General features: G+C 29.9%; 25 protein-coding genes, 1 other RNA gene and 1 riboswitch. Of the genes, 12 read left to right on the plus strand and 14 right to left on the minus strand.

Features of this window, described 5'->3' with window-relative positions; all coding sequences use genetic code 11:
* Window positions 1-43: 43 nt before the first annotated feature.
* Window positions 44-148: riboswitch (SAM riboswitch) on the minus strand.
* A gap of 54 nt (window positions 149-202) precedes the next feature.
* The 4 genes from MHI13_RS09105 to MHI13_RS09120 all read right to left on the minus strand — a co-directional run bounded on the left by MHI13_RS09105 (window position 203) and on the right by MHI13_RS09120 (window position 1,844).
* Complete coding sequence (locus tag MHI13_RS09105; RefSeq protein WP_002448091.1) at window positions 203-502, minus strand: thioredoxin family protein; 300 nt, start codon at window positions 500-502, stop codon at window positions 203-205.
* Window positions 495-881 carry a toprim domain-containing protein gene (locus tag MHI13_RS09110; protein WP_002448075.1) on the minus strand — a complete coding sequence of 129 codons (387 nt, stop codon included), beginning with the start codon at window positions 879-881 and terminating at the stop codon, window positions 495-497. The genes MHI13_RS09105 and MHI13_RS09110 overlap by 8 nt, the downstream gene beginning before the upstream one ends.
* A gap of 136 nt (window positions 882-1,017) precedes the next feature.
* A complete protein-coding gene (gene gcvH, locus MHI13_RS09115) occupies window positions 1,018-1,398 on the minus strand; it encodes a glycine cleavage system protein GcvH (RefSeq protein ID WP_017175879.1) in 381 nt (126 codons plus the stop codon).
* Window positions 1,399-1,490: 92 nt separating this feature from the next.
* Window positions 1,491-1,844 (minus strand): arsenate reductase family protein, encoded by a 354-nt coding sequence (locus MHI13_RS09120; RefSeq protein WP_048761460.1) that lies wholly within the window; start codon window positions 1,842-1,844, stop codon window positions 1,491-1,493.
* 139 nt (window positions 1,845-1,983) lie between these two features.
* Between MHI13_RS09120 and MHI13_RS09125 the strand changes: the two genes are divergently transcribed.
* Window positions 1,984-2,307: a thioredoxin family protein gene (locus MHI13_RS09125; RefSeq protein ID WP_048682682.1), complete on the plus strand. Its 324-nt coding sequence runs from the start codon at window positions 1,984-1,986 to the stop codon at window positions 2,305-2,307.
* Window positions 2,308-2,344: 37 nt separating this feature from the next.
* Here the strand turns inward: MHI13_RS09125 and MHI13_RS09130 are convergent, their stop codons facing one another.
* Both MHI13_RS09130 and aroD read right to left on the minus strand, forming a co-directional pair.
* On the minus strand, window positions 2,345-2,884 hold the full coding sequence (locus MHI13_RS09130; protein WP_002448165.1) for a nitroreductase family protein: 540 nt from the start codon (window positions 2,882-2,884) through the stop codon (window positions 2,345-2,347).
* Between the two features lie 69 nt (window positions 2,885-2,953).
* A complete protein-coding gene (aroD, locus tag MHI13_RS09135; protein ID WP_054105338.1) occupies window positions 2,954-3,679 on the minus strand; it encodes a type I 3-dehydroquinate dehydratase in 726 nt (241 codons plus the stop codon).
* A 161-nt stretch (window positions 3,680-3,840) separates the two neighbouring features.
* Here aroD and MHI13_RS09140 point away from each other — a divergent pair, with 161 nt between their 5' ends.
* Both MHI13_RS09140 and MHI13_RS09145 read left to right on the plus strand, forming a co-directional pair.
* Complete coding sequence (locus MHI13_RS09140) at window positions 3,841-4,263, plus strand: organic hydroperoxide resistance protein (RefSeq protein WP_048680989.1); 423 nt, start codon at window positions 3,841-3,843, stop codon at window positions 4,261-4,263.
* A 444-nt stretch (window positions 4,264-4,707) separates the two neighbouring features.
* Window positions 4,708-5,199, plus strand: coding sequence for a GNAT family N-acetyltransferase (locus MHI13_RS09145; RefSeq protein ID WP_048761455.1), 492 nt, complete (start codon window positions 4,708-4,710; stop codon window positions 5,197-5,199).
* Window positions 5,200-5,212: 13 nt separating this feature from the next.
* Here the strand turns inward: MHI13_RS09145 and MHI13_RS09150 are convergent, their stop codons facing one another.
* Window positions 5,213-5,812 carry a histidine phosphatase family protein gene (locus MHI13_RS09150; RefSeq protein WP_049415371.1) on the minus strand — a complete coding sequence of 200 codons (600 nt, stop codon included), beginning with the start codon at window positions 5,810-5,812 and terminating at the stop codon, window positions 5,213-5,215.
* 194 nt (window positions 5,813-6,006) lie between these two features.
* Here MHI13_RS09150 and MHI13_RS09155 point away from each other — a divergent pair, with 194 nt between their 5' ends.
* Entirely contained in the window at window positions 6,007-6,249 is a 243-nt protein-coding gene (locus MHI13_RS09155) for a hypothetical protein (RefSeq protein WP_017175884.1), read from the plus strand.
* Here MHI13_RS09155 and MHI13_RS09160 read toward each other — a convergent pair.
* Window positions 6,241-6,444, minus strand: a complete 204-nt coding sequence (locus MHI13_RS09160) for a sterile alpha motif-like domain-containing protein (protein ID WP_017175885.1) — start codon at window positions 6,442-6,444, stop codon at window positions 6,241-6,243. The two genes, MHI13_RS09155 and MHI13_RS09160, sit on opposite strands and share 9 nt — an antisense overlap.
* Window positions 6,445-6,896: 452 nt before the next feature.
* Between MHI13_RS09160 and tsaA the strand changes: the two genes are divergently transcribed.
* The 8 genes from tsaA (at window position 6,897) to MHI13_RS09200 (ending at window position 10,741) form a co-directional block, all read left to right on the plus strand.
* Window positions 6,897-7,154: a type II toxin-antitoxin system antitoxin TsaA gene (tsaA, locus tag MHI13_RS09165; protein WP_017175886.1), complete on the plus strand. Its 258-nt coding sequence runs from the start codon at window positions 6,897-6,899 to the stop codon at window positions 7,152-7,154.
* Window positions 7,155-7,176: 22 nt separating this feature from the next.
* A complete protein-coding gene (gene tsaT, locus MHI13_RS09170; protein WP_017175887.1) occupies window positions 7,177-7,365 on the plus strand; it encodes a type II toxin-antitoxin system toxin TsaT in 189 nt (62 codons plus the stop codon).
* 96 nt (window positions 7,366-7,461) lie between these two features.
* The gene (gene lnsA / locus MHI13_RS09175) at window positions 7,462-8,028 is read left to right on the plus strand and encodes a lipoprotein N-acylation protein LnsA (protein ID WP_371089541.1); all 567 of its coding nucleotides are present in this window, start codon (window positions 7,462-7,464) and stop codon (window positions 8,026-8,028) included.
* Window positions 8,029-8,101: 73 nt separating this feature from the next.
* A complete protein-coding gene (locus tag MHI13_RS09180) occupies window positions 8,102-8,848 on the plus strand; it encodes a poly-gamma-glutamate hydrolase family protein (RefSeq protein WP_070548412.1) in 747 nt (248 codons plus the stop codon).
* A 76-nt stretch (window positions 8,849-8,924) separates the two neighbouring features.
* Window positions 8,925-9,209 (plus strand): hypothetical protein, encoded by a 285-nt coding sequence (locus MHI13_RS09185; RefSeq protein WP_019835715.1) that lies wholly within the window; start codon window positions 8,925-8,927, stop codon window positions 9,207-9,209.
* 155 nt (window positions 9,210-9,364) lie between these two features.
* Entirely contained in the window at window positions 9,365-9,592 is a 228-nt protein-coding gene (locus tag MHI13_RS09190; RefSeq protein WP_019835716.1) for a hypothetical protein, read from the plus strand.
* A gap of 132 nt (window positions 9,593-9,724) precedes the next feature.
* The gene (locus MHI13_RS09195; RefSeq protein ID WP_017175892.1) at window positions 9,725-10,429 is read left to right on the plus strand and encodes a hypothetical protein; all 705 of its coding nucleotides are present in this window, start codon (window positions 9,725-9,727) and stop codon (window positions 10,427-10,429) included.
* A 135-nt stretch (window positions 10,430-10,564) separates the two neighbouring features.
* A complete protein-coding gene (locus MHI13_RS09200; RefSeq protein ID WP_019835718.1) occupies window positions 10,565-10,741 on the plus strand; it encodes a hypothetical protein in 177 nt (58 codons plus the stop codon).
* A gap of 54 nt (window positions 10,742-10,795) precedes the next feature.
* Here the strand turns inward: MHI13_RS09200 and MHI13_RS09205 are convergent, their stop codons facing one another.
* From MHI13_RS09205 to secG, 6 genes are all read right to left on the minus strand, one after another.
* Window positions 10,796-11,737 (minus strand): cation diffusion facilitator family transporter, encoded by a 942-nt coding sequence (locus tag MHI13_RS09205; RefSeq protein ID WP_070548414.1) that lies wholly within the window; start codon window positions 11,735-11,737, stop codon window positions 10,796-10,798.
* 763 nt (window positions 11,738-12,500) lie between these two features.
* Window positions 12,501-12,862: a transfer-messenger RNA gene (gene ssrA / locus MHI13_RS09210) on the minus strand.
* Window positions 12,863-12,948: 86 nt separating this feature from the next.
* Complete coding sequence (smpB, locus tag MHI13_RS09215; RefSeq protein WP_017175898.1) at window positions 12,949-13,419, minus strand: SsrA-binding protein SmpB; 471 nt, start codon at window positions 13,417-13,419, stop codon at window positions 12,949-12,951.
* Between the two features lie 24 nt (window positions 13,420-13,443).
* Window positions 13,444-15,822, minus strand: a complete 2,379-nt coding sequence (rnr, locus tag MHI13_RS09220) for a ribonuclease R (protein WP_054105334.1) — start codon at window positions 15,820-15,822, stop codon at window positions 13,444-13,446.
* Between the two features lie 37 nt (window positions 15,823-15,859).
* On the minus strand, window positions 15,860-16,600 hold the full coding sequence (locus MHI13_RS09225) for an alpha/beta hydrolase (RefSeq protein ID WP_017175900.1): 741 nt from the start codon (window positions 16,598-16,600) through the stop codon (window positions 15,860-15,862).
* Between the two features lie 204 nt (window positions 16,601-16,804).
* Window positions 16,805-17,038 (minus strand): preprotein translocase subunit SecG, encoded by a 234-nt coding sequence (gene secG / locus MHI13_RS09230; protein WP_002448159.1) that lies wholly within the window; start codon window positions 17,036-17,038, stop codon window positions 16,805-16,807.
* Window positions 17,039-17,055 lie beyond the last annotated feature (17 nt).

Genomic DNA, 17,055 nt, shown 5'->3' on the forward strand with positions numbered 1-17,055 from the left:
CTTTCCCATCTAGAGAGATGAGAAAGCATTTAAAATTATCTTTCTCTCATCTTCTAAAGTCTTAAACTTTATGTGAATTGGCACCATTTCCATTATAGACGGTTGCCGGGCTTCGTAGGGCACATCCCTCCACCTCTCTCGATAAGAGTTTTCGCACTATTTAATTAATTTATATCCTATCACTGTACTAATAATTCGTCAATCATTTTTTTAACTTTTCTAACAAATATGGCACGGATTGAAATGCATAGATTCTATCTACCTCTTTATCCTTATCCATAATTAACAGTACAGGTACAGACATAATTTTATATTCTTCACTAAAATACTTATGGAAATTTAAATCAATTTTTTTAAGTGGTAATTGTTCGATATCATTTGCAATATCTAGCATGCGCTCTGAAATCTTACATGTTCCACACATAGGAGTATATCCAAATATTAAATGTTTATCTTTATCAAAGTGTTCTTTGATGTCTTCGATTTTAATAGAATTATTCATTCACAAGTACTAACCTTTCAGAACTTAAATTAGGTATAAGTTTTTTCTCTTTTTTTACGTTAAATCCGTATTTACTCAATACATGAGCAAGATAATTTTTGGGACAACGTGCGACTTCACAATATGTTTTATCTACATAGATATGTTCACTTTCACTTAAATAACGTTTAAACCACTTTCTAATTTTTTCGCCCTCATCATCTGAATCGGCAAGAATATAGACCTGTTTTCCATATAACGTTTCTATCATATCGTCTAGTTTGTCGATACTCATTGTACCATGTGTACAAATAATATTTACAGGTTCAGCAATGACTTGTTGCACTTTCTTCTTATCAGATTTACCTTCAACAATGATAACTTTATTTAAAATTGCCATGTTCATCCACCTTCTAAGTCGATATTAAACAATCATTTACTTTTTCACGTTATTGATGAATATAAACACAATTTACAGATAATTAATATAATTATATAAAAAACTCCTAGATTTAATATCAAGGAGTTTTAAAAAATTATTCGCCAATCATTTCAGAGTATTGTTCAGCTGATAGTAATTCATCTAATTGACTTTCGTCACTTAATTCAACTTTTACCATCCATGCTTTTTCATAAGGTGATTCATTAACAAATTCTGGACTATCTTCTAATTCGTCGTTTGTTTCAACAATTTTCCCAGAAACAGGTGCATACAATTCAGATACTGTTTTTACTGATTCAACACTACCAAATGTATCCCCTTCATTAATTTCATCATCGACATCTGGTAATTCGACAAATACGATGTCTCCTAATTCACCTTGCGCGTATTCAGTAATACCAATTGTTGCCGTATTTCCTTCAACTTTAACCCATTCATGTTCCTTAGAATATTTGAATTCGCTCGGTACTGCCACGAAAATCCCCTCCTAAAAATAATTACAATTTAATGATGCCATACCGTAAGTTTTCATTCAACTATTAATATTAAAAGTTGTGATTATACTTTCTATAACCATACATCTTTGTATTGTTCTTCATTAAAACCTAATGTAACTTTTTCACCCGAAACCGCTAGCGGACGTTTTACCAACATTCCATCTGAGGCTAAGAGTTCTAATTTTTCATCATTAGATAATTCATTTAATTTATCTTTCAAACCAAGTTCTCTATATTTCACACCATGTGTATTAAAGAATTTATTGATTTCCACTTCTGATTTAACTACTAACTCTTTGAATTCTTGCTTTGTAGGTGTGTGTTGCACAATATCTATAGACTCATAACTCACTCCATGCTCATCTAAAAATCGAGCAGCTTTTTTACAAGTTGTACATTTTGGATATTGATAAAATTTAATCATTCAGTATTATCCTCCTATTTAAACTTATTCTAAATATATCAGATTATTTAAATAAACGCTCTACTTTTTAAGCTTTATTTTTTTCTAAACATTAGTAATTAGTTATAATATATAAAACAAGCTAAAAGGAGTGTAAAGTATGAAAAATATTACTACTACTGAAGAATTTAATTCAGTTATTCAAAGTGAACAACCTGTTATTGTAAAATTTGAAGCTGGTTGGTGTCCTGATTGTAAAGCAATGGATATGTGGATTGATCCAATCGTTGACAAGTATAACGACTATAAATGGTATTCAGTAAATCGTGATGAATTAGAAGATGTAGCATCAGACAATGAAGTCATGGGTATCCCAAGTTTACTTATATTTGAAAATGGTCAAAAACATGCCCATTTACATTCTGCTAATGCAAAATCACCTGAACAAGTTGAATCATTCTTAAAAGAAACATTTAATAAATAATTAAAAAACCACACTCGTTATTTTGAGTGTGGTTTCTTTAATATTCTGAGATTAAATGTTTATTTTTACGTTTTGCTTTAGGTGGAACCTCTTCTAAATCAGTAAGATACAATAAACCTGCAATAGCTTCATCTTTAGCAATACCAAATGCTTTTCTTACTTTTGGTTCAAAGATGTACAATGGCGTTTTCCAACATGTACCAATACCTTTTTCATAGAGTAATAACATTAGATTCTGAGTGTATGCACCCATCGCAAAAAAGTTTTCGCGATTTTGTCGTTGTCGTGGGTCAGTTTTAAGTACTAAAACTAACATACCTCCTAAATTTGTCACCGCGTTATAATGATCTTCTTGTTTTTCCGGACTATTTGGAAAGGCAAAACGTGTAATATCTCTACTCATATCTCCTAATCTATCTTTAGAAACATGAATAACTCTCCACGGTTCTCTCATACCATGATTAGGAGCGTCAGTAGCTTGTTCTATGGCTTTAAATACATCTTCATCATTAATAACCATATCATGTTTAAATTTCTTTATACTTCTTCTTAAAGAAATTACTTCTTGTAATTCCACAATTATCGCTCCTCTATATTGATAACTATTATCAATTATACGCGGATATCGATGACATTTCAATGTATACTACATGTTTTCGTAAAATAATAATTGTTTTTTTAGTTCTTTAACATGAATCTGTCCTGGCGCTTGAGGTTCACCTAAACAACCATATGACACTGTCCCCCCAAAAACACCTTGAGCAGTTCGGCTCACTAATCCTAAACGAGACATAGATATCCCAATAACTTGTTGAGAAATCGCTTCAGATGTGTAAGCTACTGCTTCTAATAGCGTTGCTACGTCCTGATTTTCCTTAGGCATTACTGCAATTTTTACATACTCAGGATTTAATTTTAGCATTTTATAATATGTGAATTTTAATTCTTCTAACGGTGGCGTTTCTAAAAAATTATGATATGAGACAATTATTTGCTTCTGATGACGATGTGCATTTTCTATAATACGTTTATGCGTCTCAACATCTATATTTGACTCCCATTCTATATCTATCATTTGAAATGCATCTATTGAGGAAATTGTTTCAATTAACTGTAAATATTCTTTATTAGTTAACTGACCTTTTCCACCTTGAGAAAGTGTGCGATATGTCACCAATATTTTGAAATGACCCTTTATTTCATTTAGAAGTGAAAGGTTTTTCATTAAATGTTCGTGATGATGACTCTCCCATTGATCTATACGCAACTCAATGATATCTATATATGCATGATTATCATTTATACTATTTAACGTTTCATTATCTATTATATCTTGAGGTGCTATGGTTGCAGCTACCTTTACTTCTGCCATATAATCCCTTCTTTTCTTACCATTTACAATTTTATATTATTTTAAACTATTTATGTCACACTCGCCAATGTTTAAAATTCATGTTAATTTTTACAAATCATGATTTAAAACGTTTTAGTTGGGTATACAATAATTATATTCGAATTTAGGAGGTAATAATAATGGCAGTTCAATATGAAACTAAAGCAACAAACGTTGGTGGACGTAAAGGACACGTACACACAGACGATAATGCAATAAATGTAGATGTATTACCACCACAACAAGCAGACGGAAAAGCAACTAACCCTGAACAATTATTCGCAGCTGGCTATGCTTCATGTTTCAATGGTGCATATGACCTTATTTTAAAACAAAACAAAGTTCGTGGGGCAGAACCTGAGGTAACTTTAACTGTACGCTTAGAAGATGATCCAAATGCTGAAAGTCCAAAATTAAGCGTATCTATTGATGCAAAAGTTAAAAATGTATTATCTCAAGAAGATGCTGAAAAATATCTACAAGACGCTCACGAATTCTGTCCATATTCAAAAGCAACTCGTGGCAACATCGATGTAGATTTAAATGTTCAAGTTGTTGACTAATTAGTATTACGCTTTAAAATCTAAATTTTATAATTTTAAAAAATTCTGAGACGTCTCATTATGTCTCAGGATTTTTTTATGTTGATAGATAAAGATTGAATTGAAAAGAGCTGATATCAAGTTATTTCAATAGTAGTACAGAAGTTAACATAAAGACTTTCAATAAAAACATCTACGTTCTTTGGGCTGTATTGCTAGAGTTGAACGACGAGTTCAAATTGAATCCTATCCTGCCCATTTCCTATCTAAAAAATTAAGTTTAAAAATATCGATGTATGATAGATATTATTTTAATGTCTATATATTCTCACACTTTTTGTATAATTTTTTAAAATAAGCTATTCTATGTATATAGTTATTAATTAAAGTTTATAAAATATTTATAATTCAATTAATTTGTATAAATAGATTATTAAATGCTAATGATAATTTGAGGTGAGTATAATGTCAGAAGTTAGAATTCTTACTAACAATGATTTAAATCAATATATTACTTTAATATCAAATGATTCACATACTTATTCATGGGATAAACTTTATTTTCAACATGTGTCTCCAAATTATTTAAAACACATTCTATCTAAAGAAGAAGAGTATTGTAATATTTTTGGCAATTTTAAAAATGAAAAACTTGTGGCTGGTGTTACATTGCGACAACTCAAACAAGTAGGCACACAACATAAAGCAATGTTAGAAAATCTCTTTTTAAAAGACAAAAAAGACGAGATTACTTTGCAAAATTTAATCTGTGAAGTGATTAATTATGCAAAGGCTCGTCATATTGAAAAACTAATGACTTGTATTACGTCCAATCATATTAGTGCAAAGATTTTTTTCACTGCACTTGGTTTTGAAACTTTAGGGATTGAAAAAAACTCATTTAAAGTAGATGATACTTATTTCGATGTTCATTGGCTACTCTATGATATTAAATAGCCAGGATAATGATTTATTTATTGGCATCATCGATTGTAGGATCAACCATATCGAGAAATTTAAACTTTCCATGTGTATAAATAAATTTTAAAATACAACAATTTCCAATGACATATTGATTTGCCATATCATCACCTATCCATTTTCTTAAAAAAACCTGAATGGCTGTACCATGGCTTACCGCTAAGAATGTTTTTCCATTAGAGGACTCTAATAAATTACTTAATGTCGTAACGATACGATGTTCAACTTCATTTTTCGTTTCTCCTCCAAAAGGGCGTAGTCTAGTTCCAAAAATATCGTGTTTATCCCAAACTGCATCCAATAATTGAACACTATCCCCTTCAAATAGCCCAAAACTCCATTCTTTTAATCCTTTATTACGTTGATATGCTTGATCAGGTAAAACATTTTCTAACGTATCACATGCTCGTTCCGAACTAGATGAATATGCTTCGTCAAAAGTAATATGATTATGTTTAAAGTAATGACCTGCTTGCTTCGCTTGAGATATTCCTAATTTAGTAAGTGGAGAATCACTTGCACCTTGTACTTTCCCTCTTAAATTAAACATAGTTTGTCCATGTCTCATTAAATAGAGTATTTTACTCATTACATTCACCTCAATATATTTTTTAAATAATATAGGCAACTTTCTTTTACACCACTTTATAATCCATACATAGTATACCTTAATTTTTTTATACTTAAAAATAACTAAAGGTAAAAAATTAATTACTACTCGTTTGATTCTCATTATAAGGGGTATAATGAATTATAAGTTTTATAAATAAAGGAGCGTTCATTATGAATGATCATAATCAATACAATTATGTCAATCCTAATAACCTCTCATTAGATTGGGAATGTTTTGTAATAAGTAAATCAGAAATGTTACTTGATGGAGTTCCTAGTGAACTTATTCATTCGTGGTTAGATAGAGAAATTATAGAACCTTTTTCAATTAGAGATAATGAATTAAACTTTAAAACTAAAGATATATGGAATGCGCTAAAGCAACAAAATTGGTACTATCCTAATTCAAATTAATTTATAGAGGCTAATTGCTCGATTAGCGCTTTCGATAAGTTGGTGATCAACGTAATTTGACATAACATATGCTCTAATTTCTTTATTATTGCGTTCGTTTTTGGGAAATTTATGATCATTTACAATGTAGTTTGCTAAACTTCCTAGTGGTGTATCATCATTAATAAATCCAATAACAAAATCATAAAATGTCATTTTTTCCTCCTCACATTACAACATTTCAGTATCTCCTATCATCTTATTATTTCTAAATGAGTGATGTTTATTTATATAAGCAAATCAGTAAGTTAGATTTTTATAAAAGTTGTAATGTTTTAATTGATTTTATTAAAATAATTAAAACACTTTATTTTTAATTATTCACTAAAAACATTCTATGCGGATATTAACTTTCTGTAAATGTGATGATTTTTTGAACTTTTATACTCTTCTATTTACTTTTCTGATTTTCCCTTTTAATTGATATGTTTATTAGTGTAATCATACATATTTATGACTGCCGATGAGTATATTTTAGTTTAATCGCCAGCTTTTTTTCTGTGTATTTACGAAGTAATTCTTTTAATAAGAATTAAAGTTTTACCTTTCTTTTAAAGAAGTGATATGATGATAAAAAAGACATCATTGTTATAGAGGTGACACTACCTATGAATATTAATAAATTATTTTGGATTAATATTATGATTACCCTTTTATTTCTAGGTTTTAATATTACTGTCACCTATTTTCCTAAGTTAGATGATTATTTTTGGCTCATACCTGGTTTAATCATATGTGGCCTTACTATTTCATTCAGTTTAATTGCCGCTATTTTGGATAAAAACCTTATAAGCGAAATAATTTTTTTAACTAATCTAATCATTTTTTTATATTATATATATCCACTGATATATAACTTTTTTTAATTAAAATGTGGGAGGTTTACAAATGAGTACACATTTAACAATTTTACTTTGGCTGGGTATTATATTTGTTGTTGCTGCTTCAATTATATTAGGGTTATTGTTAAAATCTAAAAAAGAAGAACGTAAAGAATCATATTTAGGCTTTACAGTCATCTTTTATATTTTTGGTTTTGCTTTACTGATATATGTACTAATATTTGGTATTTTATAAATAGAGTTTAAAAGAACAAAATACAATCTTATTTTGTTCTTTTTTATATATTCCTCTATAAAACAATTAAGGAGATATAAATTGAAGACTATTCAATTGAAGCGTATTATATTTGTTATTTTCACTTCATTACTATTTTTCGCGTTCCCTTCTCATACTTATGCATCTATAAGTTCCACTTCTTCATCTTCAGGAAAAGGAAATGATTTCAAATTACAACCTGGTGACATTATTCTTACAAAAGGTCCGGTATTATTTGGTTTCTTTGGACATTCAAGTATTGCTTTAGATCATGATACTGTTTTACAAATTGAAGGACCTGGCGATAAGCCTATTACTGAATCTTTCGAATCATTTAAACAGCGATTTGGCGTTAAAAAAAATGATTGGATTAAAATATATCGTTGTGAATATCCTAATGCAGGTCAAAAAGCAGCTGATTGGGCAAAAGCTCATTATAAAAATAGTGATAAAACTTATTTAGTTACACTTAATTTAAAAAGTGAACGCTTTACATATTGTACTAAAATTATTTATCAAGCATATAAATACGGTGTAAGTAAAGATACGATAAATGATCATGGTTTACTGATTATCTCTCCATATGCTTTAGTTGATAATTTTAATAATGACTATCGCCTTAAGCTTGTAAAAACATACTAATAGTTAAAGACTATGGCGTTACGCTATACTTTTCTATACTAAGAAATGATATTTAAAGGAACAACTTATTTTTATGAAAAACAAAAAATTAAATTATCGATTTTTTTATTACATCTTTTTAACTCTTATTATTATATTATTTATTCTTTTCTTTCTTTACTTTTATAAACATTTTGATTTAAAACAAAATCAATCCTTAGATTACTATGCTAACTTTAATGATTTAAAACAACATACAACAAAAAATAAAGATTGGAAAATAATCACAAAACACCGTAAGCACAGCGATATCTTAATTACAGCGATTCATGGTGGAAGTATTGAACCTGGAACCACTGAACTCGCTCGTCGTATTTCAAATATTGGTCAATATAATTTTTATTCATTTGAAGGTCTACGTTCAGATAATAATGCTCAACTACATATTACTTCTACTGTTTTTGATGAACCTCAATTATTAGATATGCTCAACCATTCGTCAAAAACAGTATCTATTCACGGATATGCAGGCGATGAACCCATTGTTTACGTAGGTGGTCAAGATAAAAAATTGGTTCAAACATTACGTCATTCATTAACTGATCATGGATTTACAGTACAAAAAACGCCTAAAGGAATTGAGGCCCTTTCCAATAATAATATTATTAATAGAGATAAAAAAGATACAGGAGTGCAACTAGAATTGACGACTCGCCAACGAGCTTTGTTTTTTAAACATAACAACTTGGATAAAAATAATAGACGATCCCCCAAGAATTATACGAGAACATTTTATAGATTTGCCGAAGCAGTAGATCAAGGTATTAAAAAAGCTCAATAAATGTAATATCGTTTTTTTAGTTTTTTAATTAAATTAAATTGGGTATATATAAGTAATGAGTTTAGGAGGCGTTTCTATGGACGAATTAACTAACGAACAAAAATATACAGTAGCAAAATTTTATAAGCTATATATGGAACGTTCAAATAGTGGTCAAACAGAGGAAGAAGCAAATAATTTTAAAGATAGTATTACAGCTCAAGATGATTATTTTTGCGATAGAAAATATAGCGATTTCTTAGAAAATTGTAAAGTTCTTATTGATCATGGCTATCTAGATGGTAATATTATGTCTGATAGAATTTATAATATTAAAGTTACAAATAAAGCTTTTACTGAAATTGAACAAAGCTTTAATTAAAAATATCCAATTTTTTCAAGTTATTCCTATTCAAGGATATTTGCTTAAAAGTCTTAAATAAATATATTTATTTAACTATGAATATAACTTTTAAAGCCTGCACATATGTATTGAGTATGTTTCAGGCTTTTTATTTTTAATAGAGGTGAGTTTACATGAATCATTGGAAAATTAATAATATGACGAATAGAAATCTACTTATACAACAAAACGAAAATGATGTATCTATAGTTGAACCTTTAAATAATGGTTCATTTAAAATTCTATCAGAGTTTAAACTGAATACACCGTCTCTTCCTATTAATACATATGATGACCAGTTATATGTTTCAATCAATTTTAAAAATGAAGAAATTAACATTTACAATAAATCGAATGAATAACACTATTATATTAATAATTTTATTAACTAAATTGTTTTAAAAAAATAATAAAATGTTAAATAAATATTAATATTTATTATGTAATAATTATAGTAATATTTGATTGATATGTTGTAATTATGGAGGTCAGTTATGGATAACATTATATTCTATCTAGGCATTACTTTATTTTTAATCGCATGTATAGTCATTATTTTTGGTATTATTGCTATTTTTAAGAATAAAAATTACTTAAAAATGCTTGCTATGGCTATTATTATTATCTTATTAAGTATGCTTGCACTGGGTATTCATAAAGTCATTGAGAGTAATAATCCCTCTAAAAGTGACATCACTCCTGTAAAAAAAGAAAAGCCTAAAGATAATAAAACAAATAAAGAAAATAATAATAAAAAAGATAATAATTCTAAGAAAGATCATAAGGATACATCAAATGAGTCTATTCAGGACACTCCTGCCACTCAAGAAAACACACCCGCCACAGAAGAACATTCAATTCAGTCATCAGAATCACCAACTACACAACAAGAAAACCCAACTACTGAACAAAATAATGCGACTACAAATAACCAAAATTCTACACAACGACACCAAGAACCTTCAACACACCAACAAGACACATCTCAATATCAGACGAATTCAGCAAATAATGATTTAAAACAAACAAATTCTACTCAAACCCAGAATAGTCAAAATAGTACTCAATATAATCATACAAATGAATCTAATACAACAAAAAACAACACTAATAATGTAAATCAAAATAGCACATCAAATACAACTCAAAATACACAAAGCGGTAATACGAATAATAATATAAACCAAATAAACAATTAATAATAAAAAAGGTAGAGTTTTGAGGCTCTACCTTTTATTTTCGACTTCTTTTTAAAACTTATAAATATTTATTGAATATTACATTTAATATGCCATACTAAAATATGATACGACTTAAAACAAAGGGATGAGACAATGAAAAAATTAGCCTTACTAACACTTTCAAGCTTTCTAGTATTAGGTGCATGTAGTCATAGTAATGATACAGTCAAAGATGTAAACGAAAGTGCACATAAAAAAAATAATCCAAAAGCACACAAATCTAAAGGCAATTCTGAACGCGTAGATAGTAAAAAAATAAATAAAAACTAAAAATAAGGAGTAGAAGCGCTCTTACTATCCATCGCTTCTACTCTTATTTAATTATCATTCTTCGTATTGTTTAAAGTAATCTTCATCTAAATGGTTAAGATGAATATTTTCAATTTGTAGTGTAACATGTTCTAAATTATATTTTTCTTTCAACAATTCAGAAACTTTATTAACCGTTGAATATGGCCATTTAGTATATTCATCACTTAAAACAACATGAGCACTCAATGAACTATGGTTTGTAGTGATACTCCATAAATGAAATTCATGCACATCTATAACGCCTTCAACGCTTTTCATTGCATTAATAATTTCATCTGAATCATATCCATCTGGAATACTCTCCATTAACACTTTCCAAGCATTTTTAATTATTTTATATCCACCATTTAAAATGATAAGAGAAATGATGATACTAATGATTGGGTCAATAATTTCCCATCCAGTAAAATGAATAAGTACTACTGCTACGATAACGCCAATTGAATTTAATAAATCTCCGAAAAAATGCCATAATGCGCTTTGAATATTAACATTATCTTCTTTTCTTAAAGATCTATATAAAATAAGTGTTAAAATGATATTTATAATAAAACCTAATACAGCTACAAATATCATGATACCACTTGCTACCGATTCAGGATGTATGATTCTCAAAATGCCTTCATACATAATACCTAACGAAATAACAATTAATGCTAAACCATTTAAGAAAGCTACAATAATTTCTAATCTTAAAAATCCATACGTATAATGTTTCGTTGGAGGTTTACTTGCAAAATAAATAGCAAGCATAGACAACCCTAGTGCCAAAACATCACTTAACATATGGAATGAATCTGATAATAAAGCAAGTGAATTAGCATATAACCCACCTACAAACTCTACAATTGTAAAAATCAACGTAATAATCAAAGAAGACCAAAGCGTTGCTTTTGAACTACTTTGAAATTTCCTATGTTCTACATGATGAAAATATTTTGATTGATTGTTCATTACTTCTCTCCAAACAATTAAATTATAAATTATTTTCTTTAAAACTACCCTAATATATATTAAAAAAAACGTTACAAACATTAATATATCAACGTTTTAATGTTATTACAATAAATAATTGAAATTTAAAAACATTGTATATTTGAGGCAAAATGATTTATCACATAAATGTAAATATAAATTGCATTACATTTAATCACCACAGTTGATTTACCAATCATAAAAGTTCGTTATTTCTATTTTGTCTTAGACTAACTGACTTATATCTAGTGTTAGTCAAAAGTATTCATCATTCTTTAATTTATTAACATCATACTTACATTATTTTTTTCGTTACATTATTTCTATATAATATTAAGAAAGAAGCTCTTCAAAAACATGAAAAAGGAAGTTATCAAATGCTTTTATTTCCTTCAAGTATTTTTATGATTTTACTAGGAAATTTAATTATTAAAAACCCACCTAAAAAGATAAACCGCTTCTACGGATTTAGAACAAAAAAATCAATAAAAACTCAACATAACTGGGACAAAGGACAAATAGACAGTTAGCATATTTTAAATATAATGAAATGAAAGATACTTATAGTGAAGATGAGAAAATTCATGATATTATCCTTGAAATTCACAATGATAAAAATGAAATAGTTTTATACAAAAATATTGCATCTTAATTATAGGGTGCATTTTTATTGGGGCATATTTGGAGCTGTATTGGAGCAATAAAAATAAAAAGCCTGCAACCAATAGGGTTACAAGCTATGAGATGGAGGCGGCGGGATTCGAACCCGCGTCCAGAGGTCCTGATACAAATCTTTCTACGTGTGTAGTCTATTGATTCATTTCGCATATTGGTAAGCAATAGACAACCAACAATATGCTAGTTTGATTAAATTTCATCTAAACAGACTTCAAACGGCAGTGTTTAGCATATCCTATTAGGGTTGAATCGCGTTAACAGCACATAGGAAATGCTGTTAGGCGATGCAGAGCGCTATTACGCAGCTACTGCTAAATTATTGTTTGATTTGTCAGTTATATTTAACCGAATGTGTTGATGACGGAGACAACCCTCCGACACGCTTAATAAGCTCGGGGGACCCCTGTCGAATCCAAAAACGCCCCCGCAATATAATAAAATATAAGATACAGTTTAATTTAAACAACTTTACTTATCATAACAAATAGAGCCCGATTAAGCAACAATTATGCTTAATAACGGGCTTTCATTGCACGATCAACATCTCGTTTCATTGCTTTATCTTTCAATGCTTGACGTTTATCATGCAGTTTTTTACCACGAGCTATGCCTAATAAAACTTTACATTGTCCATGTTTTAAATACAATTTTAAAGGAATAATCGAATATCCAATTTCTCTTGTACGTTCGCCGAGTTTGATAATCTCTTTTTTATGCAATAACAGCTTTCTTGATCGTAATGGATCATGATTAAAACGATTTCCTTCTTCGTATGGAGCAATATGCATATTATTAATGTACATTTCTCCACGCTTCACTTGTGCATAACTATCTTTTAAGTTCGCACTACCTCGTCGAATCGATTTAATTTCTGTACCTTGAAGCGCAATACCTGCTTCAATGGTATCTTCAATATTATAATCATGTCTTGCTTTACGGTTTTCAGCCAACGTACCTGGTGATTTTGTTTTTTTCTTGGCCATTAATGTATGTCACCTCTTTGCTGATTATTTTTTCTTACGACGCGCTTTTTTCTTAATATTTTTATCTTTATAAAAAGGTTTATGCTTAGTTGCGCTTTGTTTATCACGTTGACGTTGATTTTTACCCTTACGTTGTTTACGTTTTTTCTTTTTGTTTTTATGATGATTATCTTTGGATTTATCTAAAGATTTACCACGCGTTTTAGCTTGAATCGTTTTTCCACGAGCAGGACGCTGTGATTTATCATTTTTAGGTAATGGCATGCCAACAATTTGGAAATCTATCATGCGTTCCTCTACGTCTACATGAGTAACTTTAACTTTTACCTCATCACCAATTCTAAACACTTTAGCATGTCGTTCACCTATCAACGCCATTTGTCGTTCATCAAATTGATAATAATCATCTGTCATATTAGAAATATGAACCATACCTTCTATTGTATTTGGTAATTCAACGAACATACCAAAATTGGCAACAGAGCTTACAATACCTTCAAATTCATCACCAATATGTTGAATCATATACTCTGCTTTCTTCAACTCATCTGTATCTCTCTCTGCTTCAATTGCGCGACGTTCACGTTGGGATGTATGTTCTGCTAATTCTGGTAATGTTTCTTCCCATTTATGCATCTCTTTATGATTCATAGAGTGATCGACAAGATACTTACGAATTAAGCGATGAACAGTTAAATCTGGATAACGACGAATCGGGGAAGTAAAATGTGTATAATATTCTGCTGACAAGCCGAAATGACCTAAATTCGTATCATCATAATGTGCTTGTTGCATCGAACGTAACATCATTGTTGAAATAACCATTTGCTCAGAACGACCTTCAACTTCTTCTTGGATAGATTGTAATGTTGAAGGATGAATATCTTCACCTGTGCCTTTAACCATAATACCAAAATTAGTAATAAAGTCGAAGAATTGGCGTAATCGATCTGATTTTGGTTGTTCATGAACACGATAAATAAATGGCACTTCTAATTTGTTAAAATGTTCAGCAACTGTTTCATTGGCTGCTAACATAAATGATTCAATTAAACGCTCTCCTTCACCACGTTCTCGCATTATTACATCTGTAGGTAGTCCTTCTTGATTGACCAACACTTTTGCTTCATTAATATCAAAATCAATTTCACCACGACGTTTACGCATACGGATAAGTCGATTAGATAAATCTTGTGCTAAATCTAACATTGGGACAATTTCACTGTATTGTTGACGCACTTCTGTATTTTTTTCGGTAATAATTTGATTCACTGCATCATATGTCATACGATAGTTTGAATGAATAACACTATCAAATATGTCATGATTCACCACTTCGCCACGCTCATTTATTTCCATACGACAACTTAACGTTAAACGATCTACTTCAGGATTTAATGAACAGATACCATTACTTAAACGGTGTGGAATCATTGGAATAACACGGTCTACTAAATATACACTCGTTGCTCTATCATAAGCTTCTTTATCTAGCGCAGAGCCTTCTTTTACGTAATAACTTACGTCTGCAATACTTACTGTCAATTCCGTATGGCCATTATCTAGACGTTTAACGCTAATTGCATCGTCTAAATCTTTAGCATCTGCACCATCTATTGTAATTGTAAGATCGTTTCTTAAATCTCTTCGTCCCTTAATTTCTTCAGGTTTTATTTCTTCAGGGACTGATTCCGCTTCTTTTAATACCTCATCAGGAAATTCAATCTCAATTCCATGCTGATAAATAATTGAAAGAATATCTACTCCTGGGTCATTTTTATGACCTAGAATAGCAGACACATGTCCTTCTGGATTATCTGTACCATCAGCATATTTTGTGATTTGGACAAGTACTTTATGACCATCTACAGCTCCAAGACTCTGTCCTTTAGGTATAAATATATCTTGCATAATACGTTTATCGTCAGGAATGACAAAACCAAAATGTTTTGCTTCACTATACGTACCTACCACTTGTGTGACAGAGTGTTTTTCTATAGATTTTACTTCACCTTCAACTTTTCCACGATGCTCTCCTCTGGATTTTTGTAATTCAACTATTACTGTATCTCCATCTAAAGCACGATTAATCTTTGTTGGTGGAATAAAAATATCTTCAAGTTCTTCATTTTCTGGGCGTAAAAAAGCAAAGCCTTTTTTATTTTGACTTAAAGTACCTCTTATTAATTTTGAACTTAAATTCTTATTTGATACTTTACGTTGATAGCGATCTGTCTTTGTTCGCTCTACCAATCCTGCTTGTTCAAGTTCAACGAGCACCTTTATTAATTCTCTAAATGAGTCGGCACTACTAAGACCTAAAGCATCTTGAAAGTCTGATACAGACATCGGTTCATAATCAGGTTGTTTTACAATTTCTTCAATGGATTGCTTTAAATTCATCATGCCCCTCCTTTCTTTAATCAATTATTTTTATGATTTATTCAGACCAGTCTAATCCTTCTAAAAACGCATATACATCTTCAAACACTTGCTCTTTTTCTTTATCAATTGTAATGACATGTCCTGAATTTGCATACCATTTAATTTGTTTTTCATCTGAATCTACATTTTCGTATATATAATTTGCTGACTGAGGATCAATCATTTCATCTTTTTCAGCTTGAACTACTAAAATGGGATCTAAGACTTCATCTACATCATTACGCACACGACTTAAAGTATCACTAAGTTCTTTGAGTGTTTCAGTAGGATGAAAATCTTCCATTTCTTTATCAATCGTTGCTTGATCTTTACCTTCGTATTTTTTAAAATTACGTGCATATTCTAAAAAACCTTCATAGATTGTACCTTCTGTTTTTACTTCGGCAGGTGCACACATTGTTATGATACCTTTTACAGGACGGTTTAAACTTAACTTCAATGCAAATACGCCGCCTAATGACAATCCAGCTACCGCTATGTCTTCATAACCTTGTTCTACAAGATAATCATAGCCATCAAGTACATCTTTAAACCATACATATGGACTAGACTTTAATATTTCTTCTGGCGGTGCAGCATGACCTTCATACTGTGGCGCATAGGAAGTATAACCTTTTTTTTGTAAAAATCTACCAAGTTGTCTTACATCTGAGGAATTACCTGTGAATCCATGTAAAAGTAAGACTGCTCTTTTACCTTCTTGGAAAAAGAAAGGTTGAGGTAACTTAATTTGCATTTTTTATCCCTCTCTAACAAAAATTATAATATGATTATTTTTTTAATTTGTACTAATAGGTTGTATTCATTATATAATCAATCTATTTTATTCCCTGAATAGCTTAAAAATATGCATTGATGATTATATTAAAATAATGACTTCTTTATAAAATGTGTTAATTCTATTATAAATAAAAAAGCCCGACATTGATATCGTCGGACCTTATAAACCAAAATAACTTATTCCAATCATTATTAAAAAGAAAATGATGGCTAACACAATTGTTAATCTATGCAAGAATAAATCGACGCCACGTTGTTTTTGCTTACCAAATAACTGTTCAGCGCCCCCGCTAATCGCACCCGAAAGTCCATTACTTTTACTTTCTTGGAGTAATACAACAGTAATTAATGCAATACAATCAATAATTAATAAGACCATAAATAATGTATGCATGAAAATTGTCCTCCGTT

This window comes from Staphylococcus sp. FSL K6-0223, from assembly GCF_038008285.1.